A 23,488-nucleotide genomic window follows, 5' to 3' on the forward strand; every position below is an offset into this window, starting at 1 on the left:
GCTCCCCTTACGCGAGGCGGACCACCGGGCGGCGGTCCAGCAGCCAGATCTTGCGGTCGAGGTCGAAGGCGGACACGGTCAGGCGCTTCTGCGAGTCGATGCGGAACTCCAGCAGGAACCGGTCCGCGCCGGCCGTCGCGGGCGGGTCGGCCTCCAGGAACGTCGGGCTGTCCTCGTTGAGCCACAGCGAGCTGCGCTCCTGCCGCTGCTGCGCGCTGACCGGGGCGGCCCGGGCGCCGCCGTCGCGGTCGAACACGATCTCGAGGTCGGCGCTCGCGTCGCGGTAGGTGGCGTGCGCCAGCTCGTAGACGGCCAGCCCGAGGCGGCGCTGGCCGTCGCGCACGCCGCGGATCGTGAGCGACTTGACCGGCTCCTCGGTCGGGTACGCCGTGCCCGCGGCGACCAGCGGCTCGAACTCGTAGCCGCCGGAGCGCTGGTCGACGTGCCGGATCGCGTAGTCGTGCTGGATGTGGTCGTGCAGCTCGCGGCCGCCGGCGATGCCCGCCGCGCCGACCGCGACCGCCTCCAGGGGCCGGTCGAGGTGCAGCACGCCCGGCTCGAACTGCATCCGCAGCAGCTCCTGCACGGCCGGGATCAGGCTCGTGCCGCCGACGAGGAACACCCTGGCCAGCTCGCCCGCCGGGTAGCCGCGCGCGGCGGCCGCGTCGAGCACCCGCCGCAGCGTCCGGTTGACCCGGCCGAGCAGGTCCTCGTCGCGCAGCAGCCGCTCCAGGCCGGCCCGGGTCACCTCGACCGGCCGGGCCGCGCCGGGCACCGCGATGCGGGCCGAGTCGCGGTGGCTCAGCGTCACCTTGGCCGCCTCGGCCTCGGCCAGCACGGCGGCGAACACCTGGTTGTGCCGCACGGGGTCGCGGGGCGCGCCGCCCGAGCGCTCCAGCGCCCAGCGGGCCAGCAGCGCGTCGACGTGGTTGCCGCCCACGTCCGCGCCCGCCTTCGCGACGACCCGCACGCCGGCGCCGCGGCCCGACTCGTCGGGGTCGCGGACCACGACCACGGACACGTCCAGGGTGCCGGCGCCGAAGTCGAAGACGCAGAACGCGTCGCCGGGGCTCATGCGCCCGCCGTAGCCCACCGCGGCCGCCGTCGCCTCGTCCACGACCCGCAGCCGGGCCTGCGGCAGGTCCCGCCCGACCTCGGTGACGAGCCAGTCGCGGTAGGCGTCGAACGTCTCGACCGGCGCGGTGGCCACGATCTCGAGGTCGTCGGCGCCGACGGCCAGGACCGCGAGCGCGGTGACGCCGCGCAGGAAGTCGGTCGCGGCCTGCCGCCCGGTGACCTGCCGCCCGCCCACGGTCCGCGGCACGTCGGCGACCCGCCCGGACAGGTTGGACTTCATCGACCGGAAGACCGTCCCGCCGGGGCCGGGGTCGGCGAGCCCTCCGGCGCCGATCGCCGTGGTGACGCGCCCCTCCGAGCCGATCCGGTACCCCACGATCGACGGCACGACCCGCTGCGGAAGCCCCGGCACCGGCTCGCGGACGACGTCGTAGCCGGGCAGCGCGATGGGCTCGGCCCGCTGCCCGGCCGCGTCCCACCCGGCGACCACGGTGTTCGCGGTGCCGAAGTCGATCCCGATGCGCGTGGTCACGCCCGTGCCTCCGCTCGCGGCCACCGCTGCATCGACGCATCCCTCCCCGTGCCGGCGCCTGTCACCAGCATGACACCCGGGCGCTAGGGTGATTGACCGTGCTGCTTGAGCTGATCGCCGACTACCGTCCCGCCGACGCCGACGAGGCGGGTGACGTCGCGCGGGTGCGGGCGTTGCTCGACGGGGGCGGCGACGTCTGGTCGCGGGCGACCCCGCTGCACGTCACCGCGTCCGCGCTGATCGTGGACCCGGCCTCGGGGCGGGTGCTGCTGCGCTGGCACGCGCGGCAGGAGGCGTGGCTGCAGGTCGGCGGGCACGGCGACCCCGGCGAGACCGACCCGGTCGCCGTCGCGCTGCGCGAGGGCGAGGAGGAGACCGGCCTCGCCGACCTCGTCCCCTACCCCGATCCCGCCCGCGCCGAGATCGTGCACGTCGTCGTGGTGCCGGTGAACGCGAAGGGCGACGAGCCGGCGCACGAGCACGCCGATGTGCGGTTCGTGCTGGCCACCGGCAGCCCCGCAGCGGCCCGGCCGGAGAAGCCCGACGCACCCCTGCGCTGGCTCACCGTGGCCGAGGCGCTCGACCTCGCCACCGAGCCCAACCTGCGCGAGACGATCGCGCGGGCCGGCCGGCTGCTCACGCCGGGCCGGGAGGCCTGACGCCGAGGGCGATGTCGTCCTCGGCGAGATCGGCGCGCCGGCCCAGGGCGACGTCGGCCTCGAACCGGATGGCCAGGCAGTCGCGCAGCAGCCCCAGCACCCACGCCCGGCCCCGATCGGGCTCCGTGTGCCGGTCGAGGGTCTCGAGGTCGCCCGGGGCCGGCCCCGACAGCGGGCGCCCGGCGAGGCGGTAGGCGGCGGGCGGGTCCACGTCGATCGCGTGCTCGGGCCGCAGCCAGTGCCGGGTGACGGCGACGAATCCGGCGGCGGCGCGCGGGTACGGTATCCGCGCCGTCGACCCCTCGATCGGCGGCCGCGGCTCGAACGTCTCGGCGTCGCGCAGGTGCAGCAGCTCCTCGCCGGTGTCCAGCACCAGCGTGCGCCCGTCGAGCGCCTCGAGGTTGCGCGCGACGGGCACGGCGGCGACGGCCTCCTCGACGAGCTCGCCGCCCGCGATCCGCCACCGGTGCAGGCGGCTCCCGGGCCCGCCCGGCCCGCCGGGCTGGTCGAGCGCGACGAGCCGCCCGTCGCCGGTGAAGGCGACGCCCTCCAGCCGCCCCGACGGCCACGGCACCGCCCGCGGCTCGCGGCCGTCGGCGTCGAGCAGCACGATCCGGTCCTCGGTCGCGACGGCGATGTGCCGCCCGTCGGGCGCGGCGGCCAGGCGGGTGCCGGGCCCCACGTCGACGATCCGGTCCTCGCCGGCCCGCACGCTCCCGCCCCGGGCGCCGAGGACGAGCCGGCCGTCCCCGCCGAGCGCGACCCAGCCGCCGGCGGTGCCGAGGGGTGCGAGGGTGTGGAACAGGCGCCCCGGGTACACCTCCTGCCGGCGCCCGCGCGAGAACAGCACGATGCCCTGGCCGTCGAGGGCGAGCACGGCGTCGCCGAGGTGCACCATCACGCGCCGGGTGACGCCGACGGCGAGCGCCTCGGTCAGGGTGCGCACGCCGAGGTCGAGGTCGTACTCGTAGCGCCCGAGGCCGCCCCGCATCGCGTCGACCAGCCGGTAGCGGTCGGTGCCGAGGCGGTGGAGGATCGCGAGGCGGGCCGCCTGGGGGCCGAAGGCGAGGTCGGCGACCTGGCCGCGCACGTCGATGCGGGACGGTCCGGGCAGCGCGGCCACGGCCGAGGCAACCCGCCAGGGCTGCTCGGCGGCGAGACGGTCGAAGAGGGCCGCGTCGGTCCGCACCGCCGGGCGCCAGGAGCCGAAACCGGCGACCGCGGCGGCCGCCTCGGCCAGCGGCAGGTCCCAGACCATCCGGCTGCTGCGCTGCCGGGCCGCGGCCACCACCGGCTCGATGTCGCCGGCCCGGGCGAGGGCGGCCAGGAGTCGGCCGCGCCGGGACGGGTCCGCGGCGGACAGGGCCTCGGCGAGCAGGGCGGTGTCGGGGTCGATCGCACGGTACCGCCGCAGCTGCCCGGTCAGGAGGAACAGCGCGGCGGCCGTGACGGCGTCGGCGGGGACGATGTCGTTGCGCGCGCACCAGATCTGCAGATCCGGGCGGTCCAGGGCACGCCGGGCGAGCTCCTCCAGGGCCTGCGGGTCGCCCGCCTCGAGCACGGCCTTGCGCGCCGCCCGGTTCAGCGCCCGGTTGCCGCCGGCCGCCCGCTGCAGCAACGCGTCGCCGAGATACCAGCGGACGAGCGCGCTCATCATCGCCGGCCACCGAGCTCGATGCCGTCGCCGTAGCGCAGGCGCAGGCAGTCGCGCAGCAGCTCCAGCAGCTCCCGCACGTCGGGCGGCGGGCGGCTCGCGGTGAGGTACTCCTCCAGCACCCCCAGCTCGAACGGCAGCAGCTCGCCGAGGGGCCGTTCGGGCAGTTCGCACAGGTCGACGACCCGCGGCGGCCCGTCCGGCCACGCCACCACGGCGACGGGCGGGGCGAGGCGGATGAGGGCGAACGTGGCCCGGTCGAGCCGGTCGGCGTCGGCGGCGGCGAGCAGCTCCAGCAGCGCCGCCCCGGCCGGGCCGCCGGCGAGGCCGCGCGCCGCCTCGGCCGCCCGCGCGACCGGCAGCCCCAGGACGAGCGCCTCGGGGCCGGCGCCACCCGCCACGAGCGCCGGTTCGACCCCCGCGGCGGCCATGGCGGCGAGGAGCGGCCCGCGCTCCGCCAGCCCCGGCATCGCCAGCACCGCCCGCAGCGCGCCGCCGTCGGGGTCGATCGCGTGGTACTGCTGCGCCTGCCCCGTCACCAGCAGCAGCATCGCGGCCACGGGCGGGCTCACCAGGTCGGACGCGTGCTGCGCGCACCAGGCCGCGAGCCCGGGCCGCCCGGGCGCGAGCAGGCACAGCGCCTCCAGCTCGGTCCCGCCGCGCAGCCGGATGCGTTCCCGGGCGGTCTGCGCGACCGGGTGCCCGTCGTCGCGGGCGGCCGCCGTGAGCAGCTCGCCGTCGTCGAGCGCCGCGAGGCAGTCGGCCCGCACGGCCGCCCAGAGGCCGGGATCCGGCGACGGTACCGCCAGCAGCGCCCGCCACACCGCCTCCGTCAGCTCCGCGCCGCCCTCCCGCTCCAGCAACCATCGCAGGGCCACGATCGCGGTGCCGTCCCCGGCCGCGGCCCGTTCCACCGTGCGCCGCCAGGCCGCGTTCACCCGTCCCAGCCGTCCGGGTAGCCCGAGTCGCCCGAGTCGTGCGGGAGGTCCAGCTCCAGGCCGGGGCCGCGCTCGGCGGCGGGGTCGCGGCGGTCGGGGGCGGCCGAGGCGGGCTGGGCGCGGCCCTGGCGCAGCCAGGCGCGCAGGTGCTCGATGACCTCGCGCTGGGAGCGGCTCAGCGGCACCGTGCGCAGCAGGGCCTCGGTGATGTCGGCGGTGCGCAGGTCGCGGTTCTCGGCGAAGGCGTGGTACATGGCGTCGATGACGGCCTGCTCCAGCTCGGCGCCGACGAAGCCGTCGGAGATCTGGGCCAGGTGGTGCACGTCGAAGGCCTCGGGGTCGCGGCGGCGCTTGCGCAGGTGCACCGCGATGATCTCCCGCCGCTCCCGCTCGGTCGGCAGGTCGAGGAAGAACACCTCGTCGAACCGGCCGCGGCGCAGCGTCTCGGGCGGCAGCGCGGTGACGTCGTTCGCGGTGGCCACCACGAACACGGGCGCGGTCTTCTCCTGCATCCAGGTCAGGATCGTGCCGAAGACCCGCTGCGAGGTCCCGCCGTCGAGCCCGCCCGCCGCGAGGGCCTTCTCGATCTCGTCGATCCACAGCACGCACGGGGCGACGGTCTCGGCGAGCTGCATCGCCAGGCGCACCCGCTCCTCGCTCTCCCCGACGAGCGAGCCGAACAGCGCGCCGACGTCGAGGCGCAGCAGCGGCAGCCGCCACAGCCCGCCGATCATCTTCGCGGTCAGGCTCTTGCCGGTGCCCGGGATGCCGATCAGCGCGATGCCCTTCGGCGCGGGCAGCCCGTATCTCGTCGCCTCCTCCGAGAACGCCCGCTCGCGCAGCGTGAGCCACCGCTTGAGCGCGTCGAGGCCGCCGACGTCGTCGCTGGTCTCCTCGACGGGGTAGAACTCCAGGGCGCCGCTCTCGCGGACGACGGCCTTCTTCTCCTGCAGGACCGTGTCGATGCCCCGGTCGTCGAGGGCCCCGTCGCGCACGATCGCCTTCGCGAACGCCCGCTTGGCCTGGGCCACGGTCAGCCCCAGGGCCGCCTGCGACAGCTTCGCCCGCCCCGCGCCGCTCAGCGCGGCCCGCACACCCGCGGTGCCCTCGATGAGCCCGTCGAGCTCGTGGCGCAGCTGCGGGGCGGTCGGCAGCGGCAGCTCGACGACCACGGCGTCGTTGCGCAGCTCGACCGGCACCGCCCGGGTCGGCGCGATCACGACGAGCGAGCTGCCGGTGTACACCAGCTGCTGCGCCAGATTCTTGAGCTTGCGGCGGATGCGCGGGTCGCGGCCCCAGAACTCGTGGAAGTCCTTGAGCAGATAGATGTCGCGGCGCTCCGGCGTCTTGTTCGCCAGCTCCTTGATCTTGTCCAGCGCGGTGCCCGGGTCGCCGGTCTCCGGCAGCGGCCGCTGCCCCGCCGGCGGCTTGGCCGCGGACGTGAAGTGGTCGGCGACGTCCCACACGATGAGGTCCGCGCCGGGGTCCCGCTCCCGGCGCACGTCGTCGAGGATGTCGACGGCCCGCTGCTCCTCGATCGTGACGAGCACGATGAGCGCGACCCGGGCCCGCAGGTACAGCCGGATCTCGTCCCCGACGCCAGCCATGTCCGTTCCCCCGCCTATCCGATGGTCGGTGCCGCCATGCCCGTGATCGTCAGCGTGCCGTCGGCGCCGACGAGCACCTCGAGGTCGGGCAGGGCTTCGAGCTCCACGCCCCGGTACCGTCCGGTCAGCCACCAGTACGCCTTGTTGGACGAGCCGCGCAGCCCGCCGCCGAGGTGCGCCCGGCGCTGATACCGCCCGGCCACGACGAGGTCCGCGTGCGCGACGGCCGCGCGCCGCGCCGGGTCGTCCTCGATCTCGCGCCGCGAGTACCCCGTCAGGATGATCAGCCCGAGCCCGGTCCGCGCCTTGAGCCCGGCCCCGAACGCGGCCACGCCCCCGGCCTGCTGCAGCGGCTCCCCGCCGGTGAGCGTGACGCCCTCGATCGGCAGCGCCTCGGCCATCGCGAGCAGCTCCGCGACGCTCGTGGCCGCCTCCCCGCCCGGGTGCGTACCCGGGTTGAAGCAGCCCGCGCACGCCAGCGTGCACCCCTGAACCCAGACGGTCATCCGCTCACCGGGCCCGTTGGCACGGCTGCGCGGGACGATCGCGTGGACCAGCAGCGACCCGGTCAATGCCAGAGCCGGTTCTGCCGGTCGATCTCGGCCTCGGCCTCGGCCTGCACGTAGGCCTCGGCGGTCAGCTCCTGCGCCTCGACGTCGCCGCCGAGCAGGCTGACGAGCTGGTCGGTGTGCTCGACACAGACCATCCCGTCGACGCCGGAGACGTGCATCTCGACCTTGCCGTCGGGCCGGATCACCACATCGACGACCTCGTCTGCCATGCGATCCATCTTGGCACAGCGGCGCACCCGCTCCCGGGTTGCTCATCTTGTGCGCTGTCTACGGGGGCGGAGGGGAACGTCCCGGCATCAGTCGTGGGGAGTCCAGCTGACGTCTCGGCCCAGGTACGCGGCGAGGTGATCGGCGGCGCCGGCCTCGACGGGAACCGGCCGGGCGGGGGCGAACGAGCCGCCAGGCGTTCGGGGCAGCTCTCCGTAGATCTCGTGGACGGTGGCGAGGGCTGTCTCGGCGAGGTCGGGGGCGAGGTCGGTGGGCTGACCGGTTGCCTTGGCCAGATCCCAGCCATGGGCGAGCATCTCTATGCTGACCTGCTCGACGAGTCGCCAGCCCGGGGCCGGCCCGTACCGCTGCGTCAGCATGCCGGGCCGGCGGAAGGCGGTCAGCGCCGCTTGGGCCGAGGCGCGGAACGCGGCCACGTGGTCCGCGCCGAGGTGGTCGGCGGTGAAGTCGCTTCGGGGGTCGCCGTTGGCCAGGCTGGTCCACATCAGGTTCTCGTAGACCAGGTGGTTCAGCAGAGTGCGTACGTTCCAGTCGGCGCAGGGCGTGGGGTCATCGAAGCGGTCGGCGGTCACGGTGGACACGATCGTGTCCACCTCGGCCAGGACCCGGACGTAGGCATCCAGCACTTCCGCCGGCTTGGGCGGGGCGGCGTGCTCGAGCGCGGCGGCGATGCTCGCGGCGCGGACGCCTGGTGCGGGGTTGGCGCGCAGTGCGGTCATCAGCCACTGCCCGGCCGCGGCCAGGCTCGGTCGCACCGGCCAGCCGTTGATGATGCACAGCAGCTGCCAGTACCGTTCGGCGCGCGGGTCCGCGGCGATCTCCAGCTGTTCGAGCAGCAGGCTCCGCGCGTGCTCGCCGTCACCGCCCGATCGCAGGTCGCTGCCCTCTTGTGTGGGCAGCCAGGCATCGACGACATCGGCCACGATCGAGTCGGCCACCGGCGAGTCCACCGGGATGCCCGCGTCGATCGCCGCGGTGGCTCGCCGCACCCAGAAGTCCGTCACCTGCTCGACCGCGCGCACCTCGTGTTCGCCCAGCCGGCCGGGGGCGTGTCGCGCGGCGTACTCGGCCATCCTGCGCATCGCGGTGCGCAGCTGCGGATCGTCGAGCATGTCGGCCAGTTCGATCCACGCGTCGACCTGCTCGTCGGTGGGCTCGTCGGGCAGATCCGGGGTGGCGGCCAGCAGGCCCTCCCGGTACCCGGGAACGTCCAGGTCGCCCAGCACGTCGCGGATGAACCGGTGCACGATCGCGTTGCGCTGCGCGGCGGACAGCCGTGCCAGCTTTGTCATGACAGCAAGCTCCTCGGTTGTGCCACCACGGTTGGCGACCGAACGCAGCACCGCACGCTGCACGCGCAGGGTGCGTATCTGCACCTCCAACGCGCTGGCGTGCAGAGCGGCGACATCGGCCATGCTGCGCTCGCCGTCGAGGACACCGCGTATCGACGCCATGCCCAGCCCGAGATCACGCAGGGTCCGGGCGAGTTCGAGGCGGGCCACCGCTCGTGCGTCATAGCGCCGGTAACCGGCCGAGCTGCGGCCGGTCGGCGGTACGACGCCGATGTCGGACCAGTGACGGATCACCTTCACCGACAGACCGGTCCGCTCCGCCAACTCGCCGATACTCAACAAGACGGCGTCTTCGTCGGGCATGCCGCCAACCATCGGGTCTCCCACAATAGGAGAGTCAACCCCACCACGCGGCCGACACCATGTCCTTTCACCGGCAGGACAGGAAGTCCTGGCCCCGCAGTGCTGGTCACTCGCTGAGATGTGCGGCGGGCCGGCCTTCGGCGCGGACGCGGTCGATCCAGCGAAGCGGGGCACCGACGTGTCCGCTCGTCACGGTACGGTCGTCGGCGTGGTGCGGGTGATGGACGATCCGGGCGAGGTTGCCGTGGCACTGCGGGGACCGGCACTCGACGGGCATCCGGTGGAGCGGGGACTGGGCGACACGATGCTGGTGGAGGGCGTTGTGCCGGCGCGGGTCCTGGAGTCCTGGCGGGCGGCCCGATCGGTGGTGGCGCTGACTGGCCGGTGGCCGGTGCTGACGGGTGTCGGGGAGTTGTATCACGAGCCGGAGCCGCACGAGATCGCCGTGCTGGAGCGGGCAGCTCGCGCCGTCGACCCCTGGTCGATCTACCGCAACTGGGGCGACGATGACCCGGTCGGTCCGAACGACCTGTACCTGCACGTGGGCAGCCTCGGCTACGTCAACCTCGCCGCGCGGGCCGAGCGGGAGTTGCCGTTGCCCACGACCCGGCTGGCCGTCGAGCGATGGCTCTGGGAGACGATTGTCGCCGATCCGGATCTCATCGAGCTGGGGCATGGCGTCGCGGCGCACTACGTCGGCACGCGGACCTGGTACACGCCGCGGGACGTGCAGCTCGTCCTCCTGCCGACACCGGATCAGTGGCTGGCACCGCTCTGGGTCAGCTACTACGCCGCTGCCCGGCCCGACGGGCCGGCGGGGCTGGCGGCGGCGATCCGGCAGTGGGAGCGACACTGCGGTGCCGAGTTGGTGGCCTGCTGGACGACGATGTTGCAGTTCGTCGTCGCCCGGCCGCCGACGCTCGGTCCAGACGCATGGCGGCTTGCCAAGCAGCTCAAGGCGGTCGGCGGCAGTCTCCAGATGCCGCCGTGGGCGCTCGCGCTCGCCGTGACCCGCAGCGACGCGTGGTTCCTGCACGACCGTCCGTGAACGCGCTCGACCTTCTGCTCTCGGCAAGCCCGTAGTCGACTCCTCGCCCGACGAGCAGTCCCACGACAGTACAGCGGACGTCGGCAGCGGCTACCGTGATCGTGCAGGAGAAGCCGTGAGTTTGCACTACGAGTGGATGTTGACGCTGCGCCTCCGTCCCGACGTGCCGGCGACTTTCCTGACCGAGTTGCGGTTCCATCTCGGGCTCTCCGCTGCACTGCCCGAGCATCGGGAGTTGGACTAGGACTGGCCTTGCTTGGTCGCGGATTCCTCCGATGCACTGCCCGGCGGGAGTGTCGGGTCGTTGATCCTGCAACGCCCGTACGTGAATCATCCGGGCTCGTACGGGCTGTTCGTGCGGACGTTCGTGCTGAGCGACGTCGTCTGGGTCGCCAGCACTGCGACATTTCACCACCCAGTCTTCCGGTCCCCGACCGCCGACGAGCAGGCTTTCGCCCGAGCGGTGATCAACGACGACAGCTACCAGGTCTTCACCTGGGACGCAGAGACCGCATCCGGAACGGTCGCCATGATGATCGTGGCCGGAGAGGTCCGCGTCGACGAGGCACTCATTCAACACTGACGTCAACGAGACGGTGGGCCATTCACCCCGGGCCGGCAACGTTGAGGACTGGATACGGCGGCGCAGAATTCGCTAGTCGGGTACGAGAACGTACTGGTCGTGTGCCAATGACAGATCCAGCTGCACCAGCCGCCGTAGGGTCTCCGATGTGTACGTGATGGCGGCGGTGGACACATGAGGTTCACCATCGACGGCGTCGCGGTCGCCGTGCATGGTGACGACCACCATGATGCCGGCGCGCATGCCCAGGGTGCAGCAGGCCGTGTGGATGCCGTCGGTGTATGGCTCGATGGCGTCCAGCAGAGGAACAACGATGTCTTCGGTGATGTAGTTGTGCGCCTCTGGCTGCTCGTACTTCCAGCTGCTGAATCGACGCGGTCTCGAGGTTCCCGATACCGGATGTGGGTCGCCGGAGCGCCATGTCGTGGTCGGCTGAAGCCCTACCAGCCTCGTAACCTCATCGGGGTCGAACGACATCAGAGCTAGATCGCTGGAGGTGAACGGCGGTCCGGTCACATCGACGTTCCGTGCCAGATACAGGTATGCACGCTGGACGCACCTGCGCGAGAAGTCGGTGCTGCGCTCATCGTCCATCATCGGCGTCGACGGTAGCGCGGAGTCACATCGCGTGCCTCGCCATACCTACCAGGGAAGCGCCGGCAGCGCCATGAATTCCGCATGTCGACCGCTCATGCCACCGACACGTTGAGGCCCGCAGGTGGACGTCCACGCCGAGACGACAGCGGCATGTGCGCGCAGCCGATCAAGCGTGCGGAGTGCAGGCCGAGCGGGCATCCGCGCGATAGCCGTTACGAGCCGGTGCATCGCGTGCGGACGGCTCGGCTACTGGGTCGACTGGATGGTACGTACCGGGGACATGCAGTTGCTGGACCTCGCGTAATCATCGGATCTCCGCGCAAAGACTCACCTTGGCGGTGGGCATGTCAGCTCCCCCGTCACAGACTGTCAGTGCGTCCGTCCGGCCGGCGCGCGGTCAGCGGCATGTCCGTAAACGCGATCATTGGACGACGGGAGGATGTCCTGCTTCGCGAGGCGGCGATCGCCTTCGCGCGCGGGGAAGTGTCGTCGATACTTGTGCGGACTCTCGTCGCGAAATACTTCGTCGGCCGGCCCGTGAACCAGCGAGGAGCGCGTCACAGACTGGTGAAGCAGAGCATCGATATGACCGCACGGTTGGAGATTTCGTTGGAGGTTTCGTTGGAGCTGGCGCTGAACCGGCTGGCACAGGGACTTGATCCCGTGGAGGGCGGAGTCTCCTGGTTCAACGGGATGGCAGTTGACGATCGCAGGATGGTCCTGCGGAAGCTAGGAAATTTTGTCTCGCAAGCACGGGCGACCGTCGAGGACGGCAGGCTCGCCGTTATCCGGTCCGGAGTACGGCCGACGGTCACTCCAGCGGTGCTCCTCGTGAGGAGTGAACTCAGCGCGTCACTGAGCAAGCTGAGTGGTCTCCCGGAGGCGGAATTGGAAAGGGCCTTTCGACTACTCGTGCTGACCCTCGGCATCGCCGACCAGCGGCGGCGGGCCCTCTTTTGCGCTGACGGCTGCTCGCATTGGTGGCACCATTTGCCGCCAGGGCTACAAGCCGATTAGGCGCTCGCGGGCTGAGAAGTCGCCTTCGATCACCCGTATGGTGCCATGAGAAGCGCGCACATCGGCTACTTATAGAAGTTGATCTACGACCTCAACCCGGCCAGGTTGGGTCGAGGTGGCCGACGGGATCGCTCTCATCATCGGCTGTCCACGGCATCAGGGTGTGACTCTCATTTGGCGTGCGCCCGCCGGCCACCGCTGCCGGGAATGGCTCAAGTCAGGGGTGTGCCCAGCTCAAATGAGCATTGCCCTCCACGGCGATCGTCCACTGTGTACGACACGAGGAGACAACGCCATGAGCCGTGTGGTGATCGGCATGGATCCGCACAAGCGGTCGGCCGCGATCGAGGTCATCGACGAGCGGGAACAGGTCCTGGCCCGCGGCCGGTACGGCACCGAGGCCGGCGGATACCAACGAATGCTCACGACCGGCCGCACGTTCCCCGAGCGGGTGTGGGCAGTGGAGGGCTGCGCCGGGATCGGCCGGCACATCGCCCAGCGGCTGGTCGCCGACGGTGAAACGGTCATCGACGTGCCCGCGAAACTGTCCGCCCGGGTCCGGGTGTTCGACACCGGTCAGGGCCGCAAGACCGACCCGGTTGACGCGCACAGCGTGGCCGTGGCCGGCCTGCGCACCCCGGGCCTGCGCACGGTGGCCGCCGACGACCACACCGTCGTGCTGCGGCAGCTCGTCGACCGGCGTGACGAACTCGGCCGGGCCCGCACTGAGGTCGTCAGCCGCATCCACCACCTGCTGCTCGAGCTGGTCCCCGGCGGGGCCAAGAAGTTCCTCACCCGCGGCCAGGCCAGCTACCTGCTGCGCACCGCGCCGCCACCGGCGGGCATCGTCGCCCAGACCCGCCACGACCTGGCCCGCGAGCTCATCGACGAGCTGACCACCATCGACGCCAAAATCAAGGAAGAATCTTGCGAAGACCCCTTGACCTAGAGGGGAACCAGATCCGGTAGCCGCCAAGAGCGGGCAGCCATTGCTTAGCGTAACTACTGGTGGCTGGCCAGAAGACCAAATCCCCACCCGCCATTTTGACCGATGCGTGCCGCCGCAGAGTGGGTCCGAAAGTCGCGGCTATTGATCGAGGGAGACAGGCTCGTCCGGACCGGAAAGTGCGCACATCTGGGCCCCCTTTCTTACGGATGAAGCCAGGAAAGCTTGCCGGAGGGGTCGTTGCTGAACACCAGCGGGCTGAAGGTGGCCGGTAGGTCGCCTCGCAGGCGGCCGGGAGGATCAGCATGGCAAGGAAGGCCACGCCCGAGCCTCGGGTGAGGAGGAGCGCGGCTGACCGGCTCCGCGAATGAGTTCCGGCAGTCCATCGCTTGGTCGGTCGGCGCCGACGCCGCGCTCGCCGGGATATGGTACGGCGGTGGGTAGCCGGGTCAACTACGTGGTCGTGCGTGACGGGGTGTGCCGGGTGCACGCGCTGGGCGGCGGTTCCGGGCTGCAGATCGACGTGGACTTCGCCCTCGGGCCGCAGATCGCGCTACGTCGCCTGGACGGCGACGACTTCGCAGAGGACGGCTCCTGGTTCGACGACGTCAGCTCCGAAGGCGCCGTCCTGATCGACGCCGACCGCCGGGTGCTGCTGTTGTTCAACACGCAGCTCAACTACCCGGCGTACCGCACGGCGATGCTCCAGGGCTACGCCGCGACCTGGCCCGGCTGGGAGATCCGCTGGGCCTATGACGGCATCGGTGACCTGATGGCCTACGCCGGCCAGGATCCCGCCGCCGCGCACAACGACGAGGGGCCGGACCGGACGCCACGCAACGAGTTCGACCTCGAGTACGACCTGGCGAAGGCCATCGTCACCGTCGGCGGACGGCGGTACGGGCTGAACGCGAATGCGGCCTACCGGCGCTGGCGGATGGGGCCCGGCCTGATCGACTGGGTCACCGCCGGGCCCGAACTGCTGGAGGTGATGGAGTACGAGTCGCTGGACATGGTGACCGCCGGCCTGGACCTCGACCCGGGGACGCGGCGGGCCGGGCTGTGGAGCGTGGAGCCGCTGCGGGGACTGCGGGAGCGGTGGGCCCAGCTGTGGCCCGGTTGGACGCTCGAGTTCTGGGGCGACGACCGCAGCCGCCAGGAACCCTGGGAGATCCCGGCCGACGAGATCCGCTCGGAGCGCGGGGTCCTCGCCGAGCGGGTGCGCAAATACTGGCCAGTGCGCGAGACCATGCTGGCCCGCGGGGTGAGCGAGGAGGAGTTGAGCATGATGCTGCGGACCAACTTCGGCGGGACCCGGGACCGGATGGCCGCCGGGGCCACGGCGGAGGACGTCGAGCGGATCGCGGCGCTGCTGCGCGGGGCGTAAGGCTCACACGCGCAGGCAACTGCGCTGGAGTCATGGCGCCCCAGGAGTCCCGGGCCGCCTGGTCCTGGTGCCCGGCCTCCTTGAGGTGGGCCGCCCGGGTGCTGCTAAGGCGGGCAGCCAGCACGAACCACGGGCCGGGCCCCGGCAAATGTCGTGGCCGGCTCCACTGCCGGGTCGACGGCTTGCAGTTCGACGACGAGATCGCCGCGGCCACGCCCACGGTAACGCAACTGGCAGCCGTCCGGAACAAGCCTGCGTGCATGGCCGCAAAGATCGCCCGCCCCCACACCGCCCGGACTGACGCCGATGATTCGCCACCCTTAGCTGATCATTGGAGAACTCCCGGTCCACGGTCGTCAAGATCACTGCCGCATGACTCGTCGAGCTGCGCTGGAAAGACATCGCTCGGATGCGCGCTCATCGGCAGGATGTCTCGACCAGGCCAAGGCTCATGACTACGAGTCACGAGCCCCGGGCCGGTCACCACGCATCAGCGGCGGCATGAGCGTGAACGTGATCACTGGGCCCGGCGGTGACAAATGCAGGCGAGGCGGCGTCTCTATGGGGTACTTTGGCTGTCCTGCGTCAAGCCGATCATGGACATCGCCTCAGACATCGGCACCGTACGGCGCGATACAGCCGCGGGATCCTTGCCCTCCTTGGTCCACATGAGTTCCCCCCGTTTCGACGGAGCGGCGGTTACCTGCTTCCGGTCGGGGCAGGGCTGAGGTTATCTGGCTCAGGCTGTGCGTGCCAGGCGTCCTCGTATTCGTCGGGGCTGAGGTAGCCGAGCTCGCGTTGGATGCGGCGGGTGTTGTACCAGGTGTCGATGTAGGTGAAGATCGCGTTCTCGGCCTCGTCACGGGTCCGCCAGCTCGTGCGATAGACCAATTCGATCTTGAGCGTCGACCAGAAGTTCTCCATCAGGGCGTTGTCGAACGAGTCGCCGACGGATCCCATGGACGGCCGGATTCCGTTGTCGGTCAAGCGTTGCGAGAAGCGGAAGCTCGTATAGTTACCGGTTTCAACCGGTCGTTGCAACACCACTGTCCTGAGTGGACGATAACAGCTCGTTGAAGGCTTCGCCAGGCGTCTTCCACTCGAGCGCTTTGCGTGGCCGGCTGTTCAGCGTTGCGGCGACCGCTTCGAGTTCACTGGTGTTCCAGCGGGCGAGGTCTGTGCCTTTGGGGAAGTACTGCCGGAGCAGCCCGTTGGTGTTCTCGTTCGTGCCGCGCTGCCATGGACTGTGCGGGTCGGCGAAGTAGACCTGCACGCCGGTGTCGATCGTCAGCTTCGCGTGCTGGGCGAGTTCTTTGCCGCGGTCCCAGGTGAGCGTGCGGCGCAACTGCTCGGGCAGGGCGGTGATCGTCGCGGCGATCGCTTCGCGGACGGCTTCGGCGCCGTGTCCGGCCAGGGCCGGGCCGTTCTTCGACCGCGCTTCGACGCCCCAACCGTCCATGCGGGGCAGGTGCAGCAGCATGGTGAAGCGGGTGGTTCGTTCCACGAGGGTCCCGATCGCGGACCTGTCCAGCCCGATGATCAGGTCACCTTCCCAGTGTCCGGGCACGGCCCGGTCTTCGACCTCGGCCGGCCGTTGGCTGATCATCACTTCGGGGGTGACCATGCCGTCGCGGCGTTGCCGGGCCCGGGCGCGCGGCACCCGCAGTGCCCGGCCGGTGCGCAGACACGCGACCAGTTCACGCTTGAGCGCGCCCCGGCCCTGAATGAACAGCGATTGGTAGATCGCCTCATGCGAGATGCGCATGGACTCATCATCCGGGAAGTCCAGCTGCAACCGGTTGCTGATCTGTTCCGGGCTCCACGCGGTCGCCCAGCGGCGGTCCTCCCGGCGGGGCTTGTTGCGTCCCTTCCAGGCCCGAGCCCTCGGCCCGGTCACGAGCTCGCCGCCAGGCTGGCGGACGCTGCCGCTCAGGCGCTCTTGGACGTATTCGCGCAGCCGCGGATTCGACACCAGCTTGGCTGTCTTCGGACGCTTGGCCGCCTGCTGTGCCTTCCACTGCGCCACCACAGCCCGATACTCCAGCTTGCCGCCGCGTGTTGCGGCGTTGCGCCGCAACTCACGCGAGATCGTCCCCGCGTCGCGGCCGATCCTGCGGCCGATCTCCCGCACGCCCTTGCCCTGCGCCCGCAGCAGCGCGATCTCCTCCCGTTCGGCGAAGGACAGATAGCGGCCCGAAGGCTCGTCCAGGCTGATCGGCGGCATGCCTCCAGCGTTCCGAAACCAGCGCGCCCCCACCGGCCACGACACGCCAACATCAAGCGCCGCCTCGACCGTCGTGACCCCCGTCGCGATCAGCCGCCAGAACTGCCGCTGCACCGCGCGTGACGGCTCAGGCCGACCCGGCGACCGCATCGGCGCCCGCAACGCCCGGTCCGCCGCCCACTGCCTCCGCGCCCCTTCCGGCACCCGCTCCAGCTTCGTGTTCCTACCCATCGCCCACCTCCGCGATGAAGGTGTTGCGACGATCGGTTGAATTCGCCGTTCGAGCCCCTATCGCTGTGATGGATGAGCTGGCCGTCGCGGACGTCGCGGGACCAGATGCCGTACTCGAGCGCGGCGAGGATCAGCTCGGTGTCGCACCTATCGGAGGTCTTCCACCCGACGATCCGGCGGGAGAACACATCCCGGACCGCCGCCAGCCAGAACACGCCCTCCCCGCACGGGATCCGGGTGGCGTCGGCCACCCAGAGCCGGTTCGGGGCGGCTGCGGTGAAGTTCCGGTTGACCAGGTCCGGTGCCGGCGTGTGCCGTGGGTCCTGCTTCGTTGAGCCGCCGCGCCAGCCGCGGTGCAGGAACGCCCCGTGCCAGCCCTGCTGCTGCATGAGCCGCTCGACGCGTTTGCGGCCGATCTGGATGCCGTCGCGGCGCAGTTGCCGATGGACGCGGTCGGCGCCGTAGGTGCGCCCGGAGGCCTCCCAGATGTCATAGATGTTGGAGATCAGCCCGAGGTCGACCAGATCCCGGTCACAGGGCTGCTCGGCCTGCTTGACCCACTGGTAGTAGGTCGACTCGGCGATGTTCAGAACCCGTAGCAGGAGCGCGACCGCGAAGCGGTCACGGTGTTCGTCGATGAACCTCATGACCGTCGCCGGGCCGGGCCGAGCTCCGACGCGAAATAGCTGGACGCCGCACGCAAGATCTCGTTGACCCGGCGCAGTTCGGCAACCTCTTCACGCAGCCGGCGGTTCTCCTCGGCCATCTCGGTGGTGGGCCGGTCATGACGTTCGCCCGCGTCTGCCTCAGCCTGACGAATCCAGTTCCGCAGTGCCTCGTGATGCACGTTCAGCTGCTCAGCCAGCCGCCGGATCGTCGGCTTCGGGTCCGACTCGCGATACAAGCGCACGGCACGCGCTCGCAACTCGTCGGGGTACTTCTTCGGTGCGGCCACAGAACTTCCTCCCCATGATCAGTCGATCACGTTTGAGAAGCTCCGCCAAACCGGGGGGAACTCAACAGCGGTGGGAAGACGTTGATGGCCTGGTCGAGCCGGCACGCGCCGACCTCTTCGACCCAGCCCGGCCAACGCAGCGACTCGTAAAATCCGGTCATCGCACCACCGATCATGGCCGCGAGCCAGGCACCGTATCCCCGTTCGCAGTTCTCCCACCGCGACGTGTCCGGCGCCAGATACCAGATCGTCGGCGTGCCATCGGAGTCCGATATCCAGGCGAACTGACCGCCCAGCACGTCCTGCGCCACGATCATGCCGCCGGCAACGTTGTCGTTGACCTGGCTCAGACTGGCCAGGCGATGTTCGTCGTTGCCCGACCCGAAGACGCGCAGCCACCCATGCTCGAGCACCAGGCCGCCGCTACGGTGGACCACCGCCCCCAACCACGACCGCGTCGTCACCTGCAACAATCGGAGCTCCTCGTCGGCGCGCCGCGGGTCGACGGCGAGGACGACGACCGGGTACGGCGCGGCGGCCACGGCCGCCTCGACCTCAGGCCAGGCCGGATCGACGGCATCAACCAGCTCCAACAGCGAGCGCACACTGGCACCCCACAAGCGACACGCATCGTGACGGCCTGGACCAGCCACCGCGCACCGGACGCGGCATGAGCGGATATCTGCGGGCCGGTCGAGTAGGTCATGCGGGTCGGGTGTTGGTGTACTGGCGTCGGGCTTGGATCAGGATGGCGGTCGTGTCGTTCGGCGTCGGGAAACACGGCCGACGGTACCGGCGACCCGCCGGCCGTACACTCCGACGTGCCTCCGCACGCGGACGGCGGCATGAGCGCACTTCCTACTTGGGGCCGTGCCAGAAGTCGCCGTCTCGGTCAAAGTTCCGGTGCGTCAGGGTCTCCGCTCGTTCCAGCCACATCTCGACCGACGCCCCGGTGGAATCCTCGGGTCTCGCAAGCCAGTCGGTCGCTGCCTGCCGAAGGGCGGCGTGTGCGTCTGAGATCGGCGTCTTGCCTGTCTCGAAGAGGTCCGCGAGTTCCGCCCAGGCCTGGTAGAGCAAGCCACCGTGCGGCAGCCAGTCCAACGCGTCCAGGAAACGTCCTGGAATGTCGACGGCGGCCTCATACGCATCCCAAGGCCGCACGGAATCGAGGATCGCCTGAGCGAGCGGGTCTATCTCGGTTGAAAGCAACTGAGACTCGCGTTCTTGGTCCTGGTCGGAGGCCACGGTTCATCTTCCCAGCAGGGCACGCGGCCCATCCGCTCATCGGCTTGTCAGCGAGCTGGGCGATCCTCAAGTCCTGACGTTTGCGAAAGCGGATATCCGTTCAAGCGGTAGCAGGTGCTTCCTACTGACCCAGCCGAGTCGTTGCGCCGATCGTGTTCATGCGACTTGCGAGTAGGCGCATCTCGGCCGGTGAGACCCAAGCTATGGCTCGATTCGGATCGAATCGCCGGCAATCGTTCGCCACTCGGTCGCCGCGTCGGGGTGTACGCCGCGGACCGCCACCCGGGGGTTTCGGCTGAGCACGAGACCGGTCCGCACCGGATACTGCCGCGGCCGCAGCGCCACCAACACGAGCTGGAACAGGCCGTTGCTCAGCGCCGCAGCGCAGAAGGCGACGACGCCCACCTTGAAAACCCATCCTGGCAGCAAGATGCCCGCGAGGACCATCAATACCCAGGTGCCCATCACCACGAAGTACACGATCCGCTGCGCCCGGACGGTCCGGTCGAATCGCCGGAATCGCGCCGCGTCAGCCGGCCCGATCGGCAGGCGCACCCGGTGTCGATGCGGTGGACCGGCAAACGAGTGGGCGGTCAACTCCACCCGCTCTGCCGGCCGTGCCCCGTCGACCAGCGACCGGTCGGGCATCGGCACGTAGCCGTCAGCAACCGTCCAGGACACCCGCACCGATCCATGATCGGTTTTCCACGGTCGCGGGTCCAGCCTCCTTTCCTCCCGGTGTGCGTCGAACGAAACTCGACATGCCGACGCGCCGTGTCGGTTCCGCGCCTGGTCGTCACCGACCACGACCGGCGGCGGCGCGCGGTCTACGCGGTGACCGCCACCCGGCCGGCGAGCCGATCGACCGCGGCGAACGCCCCGAATCCGAGCACCCGCACCAGTTCCTCATCGCCCCGCGGCCCGACCGAGCTCCGCCAAGCCGCCACCGCGGACTCGGTCAGCCGATAGGGCGCGAGGGCCGCGAGCAGCGCCAGCCGCGCCCCCGGCCGCTCGTCCTCCGGCACCGCGCCGAGCGCGCTCCCCGGCCAGCCGCCGAGTTCAGGATGCTCGCCCCGCCACCCGGCGACCGCCTCGAGCACCACGGCCCGGGCGGTGTCGCCGAGCAGCGCACCGCCGGCGCGCGCGGCCCGCTCGAACGCCGGCCACGCGGCCGCGACCGGTCCGGCGCCGGCCCACGCCGGCGCCGGGCCCGCGCCGGGATCCAGCAGCGCCAGGCTCTCGCCCGGCGCGATCGTCCGCCGCACGGTGCGGGCCAGGGCGAGGCCGGCCGCGCGGCGGGACGGCGTGCGCAGCGCCCCGCCCGGCAGGAGGGAGCCGGGGCGCAGGGCGTCGACCATGCGGTTGATGAAGTGGTTGGCCAGGGCCGTGCCGACGTATTCGGGGGCTTGCGCGGCCGGGAACGGCCACGGGTCGGGCGCCGCCGAGCGGGTCGAGCGGGCCCAGGCGACCAGCGGGTCGGGCGCCTCGCCGCGGGTGATCGCGTCGGCGGTGTCGTGGGAGCCGGTCGCGTGCAGCATCGCGGCGTGCGCGTCGATACAGAACGGGCAGCGGTTCACCACCGCCACCGCGGCCGCGACCGCCTCCTTGCGGGCCCGCGGGACGGTGCCGGCGAGCATCGACTCGCGCAGCACCGCCCAGAGGGCCGCGTGCAGGTCCGGGGCGGGTGAGAGGTGCGGCGCGAAGAGCGCGCCGAGCTCGCGGGCGGACGCCGCATACACCGCCGCTACCGAGCCGGTGGCGGCGCGCTTCGGGACTGGGGTGACGAACCGGTAGGGCATCGGACCTCCTTGGTTACGAGGCAATGTTCGCAACGGCGGGATGCGGTGTCGTCGGACCAGGGTTGTCACTTTCGGGTACTCCCCTGGTCGTACGCAGCAGCCCGAGCACGGCCAGACCGCCGGCGAGTGCGATGCCCGCGCCGATGCCGAAGATGCGGTCGAGCCCGTCGGTGAACGCGGCCGCCGACACGCCCCCGTGCAGCACGTCCCCGGCACCGGAGGCGAGGACGGCCGCGTAGACGGGCAGCGCGAGCGCGTACCCCAGCTGCCGGAACGTGTTCGACGCGCCGTTGGCCATGCCGGCGCGGGACGCGGGTACCGTCGCCAGGGTCGCCGACGCGATGACCGGCGTGCTCAGCCCGACCCCGACGCCGATCACCACGAGCGCGGGCACCACCGCGGACCAGCCCGAGTCCGGCCCGACCAGCAGGCCGAGGGCGTCGCCGGCCGCGACGACGAGCAGGCCGATGCCGATGCTGTACCGCGCCGGCACCGCATGCAGCAGCCGCCCGCCGGCCCCGGCGACCACGAACGCGACCACCGCCATCGGGGCGAGCACCAGCCCGGCGTCCATCGCGTCGAGGTGCAGCACCGCCTGCGCCCACACCGACACGAACACGAGCCCGGCGAACGCCGACGCGGTCAGGGCCGCCGCGCCGAACATGAGCACCGAGAACGCCGGGCGGCGCAGCAGCGACAGGTCGAGCATCGGCTCGCGGCGGCCCCGCTCCAGCAGCACGAACCCGGCCGCGGCGAGCGCCCCAGCGACGAGCGCGCCGATGCTCAGAGGGTCGCGCCAGCCCGCGTCGCCGGCGCGGATCAGGCCGTACACCAGCAGACTCGCCGCCGCCGTGAAGCTCACGACGCCGGGCAGGTCGAGACGGCCGGCCGCGCGGGGGTTGCGCTCGCCGGTGACGTGCCGGGCGAGCAGCAGCGCCGCGGCCGCCACGGGCAGGTTGACCAGGAAGATCGCACGCCAGCCGACGTGCTCGGTGAGCAGCCCGCCGAGGATCGGCCCGGCCGCGGCCGCGGCGCCGTTCGCCGCGCCCCAGATGCCGAACGCGACCGAGCGGTCCCGGCCGCGGTAGGCCAGGCCGAGCAGGGCGGCGTTCGTGGCGTACATGGCCGCCGCGCCGAGGCCCTGCACGCCCCGCGCGGCGATGAGCGCGCCGACGCCCGGGGCGAGGCCGCAGGCCAGCGACGCGACGGCGAACACGGCCAGCCCGGCGACGAAGACGCGCCGGTGCCCGAGCCGGTCGGACAGCGAGCCGGCCGCCATGAGCAGGGCGGCGAGGACGAGCACGTACAGGTCGACGGTCCACTGCAGCGCCCCGAACGACGCGTGCAGGTCCCGGGCCAGGGCCGGGGCGGCGACGCTGACGATCGTGATGTCGATCAGCAGCATGAGGGTGCTCAGCGAGACCGCGAGCAGGGGCAGCCATTTGCGCATGACCGGCAGCCTGGCGCGGTTCCCGGCGGGCGACTCGGCCGGGGCGCTTTTCGGCGGAATCCGGCACGGCAATACTCTGCGACGGTGGATCCACTCACCTTCGACGAGCTCGACCGCCGCATCGCGCACGCGCTGCAGGTCGACGGCCGGGCGCCGTTCAGCCGCATCGGCGAGGTGCTGGGCGCCTCGGATCGGACGGTGGCCAGGCGGTACCGTCGGATGCGCTCGAACGGGCTGCTCCGCGTGGTCGGCCTCCCGCACGCGGCCGCGCTCGGCCACGTCGACTGGCTGGTGCGGATGCGCTGCACGCCCGACGCCGCCCTCCCGGTCGCCACCGCCCTCGCCCGGCGCGCCGACACCTCGTGGGTGCACATCATGTCCGGCGGCACCGAGATCTCGTGCGTGACCCGGACCCGCCGCCAGGCCGAGGAGGGCGACCTGCTGCTGCAGAAGCTGCCCCGCTCGCCGAGGGTCACCGCGGTGACCGCCCACTGCGTGCTGCGCGGCGTCGCCGGCCTCGAAGGCTGGCCCGGCCGCACCAGCGCGCTCACCGCCGACGAGATCGCCGCGCTGAGCCCCGAGCCCGCGCCGCCCGGGCCCGTCACCCCAACGCCCGCCGACAATGCGCTGCTCGCCGCCCTCGCCCGGGACGGCCGCGCGGACTTCCCCGCCCTCGCGCGGGCGACGGGGTGGTCGGAGACGACGGTCCGCCGGCGCCTCGAGGAACTGCGCAGGAGCCGGATGCTGTACTTCGACGTCGACGTCGAACCCGCCTCCCTCGGCTACCACGCGGAGGCGATGCTCTGGCTGACCGTCGCCCCCTCCGCGCTGACCCCGGTCACCCGGGCGCTCGCGTCGCATCCGCAGATCGGCTACGCCGCGGCGATCACGGGCCCCGCCAACATCTCGGCGACCGTGCTCTGCCGCGACCTCGACGAACTGTACGACTACCTGGCCGACCGGGTCGGCGCCCTGCCCGGCGTCACCGCGGCCGAGACGTCCCCGGTCGTGCGCCGCCTGAAGGGCGCGGGCACGCTGCTGGTGCCGTAGGCCCTCCGGGCGCCGTCAACCATGGTTGACGCCA

25 protein-coding genes are annotated in these 23,488 nt (G+C 71.8%); 8 read left to right on the forward strand and 17 right to left on the reverse strand.

The features are described from left to right. Positions 1-7 precede the first annotated feature (7 nt). Positions 8-1,609, reverse strand: coding sequence for an Hsp70 family protein (locus AC6JBM_RS26285; RefSeq protein ID WP_497986233.1), 1,602 nt, complete (start codon positions 1,607-1,609; stop codon positions 8-10). Between the two features lie 98 nt (positions 1,610-1,707). Here AC6JBM_RS26285 and AC6JBM_RS26290 point away from each other — a divergent pair, with 98 nt between their 5' ends. After that, positions 1,708-2,268 (forward strand): NUDIX hydrolase, encoded by a 561-nt coding sequence (locus tag AC6JBM_RS26290; protein WP_497986234.1) that lies wholly within the window; start codon positions 1,708-1,710, stop codon positions 2,266-2,268. Here AC6JBM_RS26290 and AC6JBM_RS26295 read toward each other — a convergent pair. The 6 genes from AC6JBM_RS26295 to AC6JBM_RS26320 all read right to left on the reverse strand — a co-directional run bounded on the left by AC6JBM_RS26295 (position 2,246) and on the right by AC6JBM_RS26320 (position 8,934). Further along, complete coding sequence (locus AC6JBM_RS26295; RefSeq protein ID WP_497986235.1) at positions 2,246-3,925, reverse strand: WD40 repeat domain-containing protein; 1,680 nt, start codon at positions 3,923-3,925, stop codon at positions 2,246-2,248. The genes AC6JBM_RS26290 and AC6JBM_RS26295 overlap by 23 nt on opposite strands. Beyond that, entirely contained in the window at positions 3,922-4,860 is a 939-nt protein-coding gene (locus tag AC6JBM_RS26300) for a hypothetical protein (protein ID WP_497986236.1), read from the reverse strand. The genes AC6JBM_RS26295 and AC6JBM_RS26300 overlap by 4 nt, the downstream gene beginning before the upstream one ends. Next, positions 4,857-6,467 (reverse strand): Ycf46 family AAA ATPase, encoded by a 1,611-nt coding sequence (locus AC6JBM_RS26305; protein ID WP_497986237.1) that lies wholly within the window; start codon positions 6,465-6,467, stop codon positions 4,857-4,859. The genes AC6JBM_RS26300 and AC6JBM_RS26305 overlap by 4 nt, the downstream gene beginning before the upstream one ends. A gap of 14 nt (positions 6,468-6,481) precedes the next feature. Further along, positions 6,482-7,039 (reverse strand): 4Fe-4S single cluster domain-containing protein, encoded by a 558-nt coding sequence (locus AC6JBM_RS26310; RefSeq protein WP_497986238.1) that lies wholly within the window; start codon positions 7,037-7,039, stop codon positions 6,482-6,484. Then, positions 7,036-7,248: a DUF2997 domain-containing protein gene (locus AC6JBM_RS26315; protein WP_497986239.1), complete on the reverse strand. Its 213-nt coding sequence runs from the start codon at positions 7,246-7,248 to the stop codon at positions 7,036-7,038. Before AC6JBM_RS26315 ends, AC6JBM_RS26310 begins: the two co-directional genes overlap by 4 nt. 87 nt (positions 7,249-7,335) lie before the next feature. After that, positions 7,336-8,934, reverse strand: coding sequence for a TIGR03086 family metal-binding protein (locus AC6JBM_RS26320; RefSeq protein ID WP_497986240.1), 1,599 nt, complete (start codon positions 8,932-8,934; stop codon positions 7,336-7,338). Positions 8,935-9,130: 196 nt separating this feature from the next. Here AC6JBM_RS26320 and AC6JBM_RS26325 point away from each other — a divergent pair, with 196 nt between their 5' ends. From AC6JBM_RS26325 to AC6JBM_RS26335, 3 genes are all read left to right on the forward strand, one after another. Continuing rightward, entirely contained in the window at positions 9,131-9,970 is an 840-nt protein-coding gene (locus tag AC6JBM_RS26325; RefSeq protein WP_497986241.1) for a DUF4253 domain-containing protein, read from the forward strand. Between the two features lie 115 nt (positions 9,971-10,085). Further along, positions 10,086-10,214, forward strand: coding sequence for a hypothetical protein (locus AC6JBM_RS26330; RefSeq protein WP_497986242.1), 129 nt, complete (start codon positions 10,086-10,088; stop codon positions 10,212-10,214). Between the two features lie 60 nt (positions 10,215-10,274). Further along, positions 10,275-10,553, forward strand: a complete 279-nt coding sequence (locus tag AC6JBM_RS26335; RefSeq protein ID WP_497986243.1) for a hypothetical protein — start codon at positions 10,275-10,277, stop codon at positions 10,551-10,553. Positions 10,554-10,625: 72 nt separating this feature from the next. Here the strand turns inward: AC6JBM_RS26335 and AC6JBM_RS26340 are convergent, their stop codons facing one another. Continuing rightward, positions 10,626-11,150 carry a DUF4279 domain-containing protein gene (locus AC6JBM_RS26340; RefSeq protein WP_497986244.1) on the reverse strand — a complete coding sequence of 175 codons (525 nt, stop codon included), beginning with the start codon at positions 11,148-11,150 and terminating at the stop codon, positions 10,626-10,628. A 405-nt stretch (positions 11,151-11,555) separates the two neighbouring features. Here AC6JBM_RS26340 and AC6JBM_RS26345 point away from each other — a divergent pair, with 405 nt between their 5' ends. From AC6JBM_RS26345 to AC6JBM_RS26355, 3 genes are all read left to right on the forward strand, one after another. Then, complete coding sequence (locus AC6JBM_RS26345) at positions 11,556-12,167, forward strand: DUF5958 family protein (protein WP_497986245.1); 612 nt, start codon at positions 11,556-11,558, stop codon at positions 12,165-12,167. A gap of 295 nt (positions 12,168-12,462) precedes the next feature. Further along, positions 12,463-13,116, forward strand: a complete 654-nt coding sequence (locus AC6JBM_RS26350) for an IS110 family transposase (RefSeq protein ID WP_497986246.1) — start codon at positions 12,463-12,465, stop codon at positions 13,114-13,116. A 433-nt stretch (positions 13,117-13,549) separates the two neighbouring features. Beyond that, complete coding sequence (locus AC6JBM_RS26355; RefSeq protein ID WP_497986247.1) at positions 13,550-14,500, forward strand: hypothetical protein; 951 nt, start codon at positions 13,550-13,552, stop codon at positions 14,498-14,500. 699 nt (positions 14,501-15,199) lie between these two features. On the opposite strand, the gene AC6JBM_RS26360 is transcribed toward AC6JBM_RS26355, so the two are convergent. From AC6JBM_RS26360 to AC6JBM_RS26400, 9 genes are all read right to left on the reverse strand, one after another. Next, the gene (locus tag AC6JBM_RS26360; RefSeq protein ID WP_497986248.1) at positions 15,200-15,547 is read right to left on the reverse strand and encodes a transposase; all 348 of its coding nucleotides are present in this window, start codon (positions 15,545-15,547) and stop codon (positions 15,200-15,202) included. Continuing rightward, the gene (locus AC6JBM_RS26365; RefSeq protein WP_497986495.1) at positions 15,525-16,874 is read right to left on the reverse strand and encodes an IS30 family transposase; all 1,350 of its coding nucleotides are present in this window, start codon (positions 16,872-16,874) and stop codon (positions 15,525-15,527) included. Before AC6JBM_RS26365 ends, AC6JBM_RS26360 begins: the two co-directional genes overlap by 23 nt. Further along, complete coding sequence (locus tag AC6JBM_RS26370; RefSeq protein ID WP_497986249.1) at positions 16,814-17,602, reverse strand: IS3 family transposase; 789 nt, start codon at positions 17,600-17,602, stop codon at positions 16,814-16,816. Before AC6JBM_RS26370 ends, AC6JBM_RS26365 begins: the two co-directional genes overlap by 61 nt. Then, positions 17,599-17,910: a transposase gene (locus AC6JBM_RS26375; RefSeq protein WP_497986250.1), complete on the reverse strand. Its 312-nt coding sequence runs from the start codon at positions 17,908-17,910 to the stop codon at positions 17,599-17,601. The genes AC6JBM_RS26370 and AC6JBM_RS26375 overlap by 4 nt, the downstream gene beginning before the upstream one ends. A 26-nt stretch (positions 17,911-17,936) precedes the next feature. After that, positions 17,937-18,515 (reverse strand): DUF2625 family protein, encoded by a 579-nt coding sequence (locus tag AC6JBM_RS26380; protein WP_497986251.1) that lies wholly within the window; start codon positions 18,513-18,515, stop codon positions 17,937-17,939. A 253-nt stretch (positions 18,516-18,768) separates the two neighbouring features. Next, positions 18,769-19,155, reverse strand: coding sequence for a hypothetical protein (locus AC6JBM_RS26385; protein ID WP_497986252.1), 387 nt, complete (start codon positions 19,153-19,155; stop codon positions 18,769-18,771). A gap of 201 nt (positions 19,156-19,356) precedes the next feature. Next, positions 19,357-19,842 carry a hypothetical protein gene (locus tag AC6JBM_RS26390; protein ID WP_497986253.1) on the reverse strand — a complete coding sequence of 162 codons (486 nt, stop codon included), beginning with the start codon at positions 19,840-19,842 and terminating at the stop codon, positions 19,357-19,359. A 140-nt stretch (positions 19,843-19,982) separates the two neighbouring features. Beyond that, positions 19,983-20,954 carry a carboxymuconolactone decarboxylase family protein gene (locus AC6JBM_RS26395; RefSeq protein ID WP_497986254.1) on the reverse strand — a complete coding sequence of 324 codons (972 nt, stop codon included), beginning with the start codon at positions 20,952-20,954 and terminating at the stop codon, positions 19,983-19,985. 13 nt (positions 20,955-20,967) lie between these two features. Next, positions 20,968-22,404, reverse strand: coding sequence for an MFS transporter (locus tag AC6JBM_RS26400; protein ID WP_497986255.1), 1,437 nt, complete (start codon positions 22,402-22,404; stop codon positions 20,968-20,970). An 84-nt stretch (positions 22,405-22,488) separates the two neighbouring features. On the opposite strand from AC6JBM_RS26400, the gene AC6JBM_RS26405 reads away from it, so the two are divergent. Beyond that, positions 22,489-23,454 (forward strand): Lrp/AsnC family transcriptional regulator, encoded by a 966-nt coding sequence (locus AC6JBM_RS26405; protein WP_497986256.1) that lies wholly within the window; start codon positions 22,489-22,491, stop codon positions 23,452-23,454. Positions 23,455-23,488 lie beyond the last annotated feature (34 nt).

This window comes from Dactylosporangium thailandense (genome assembly GCF_059739745.1).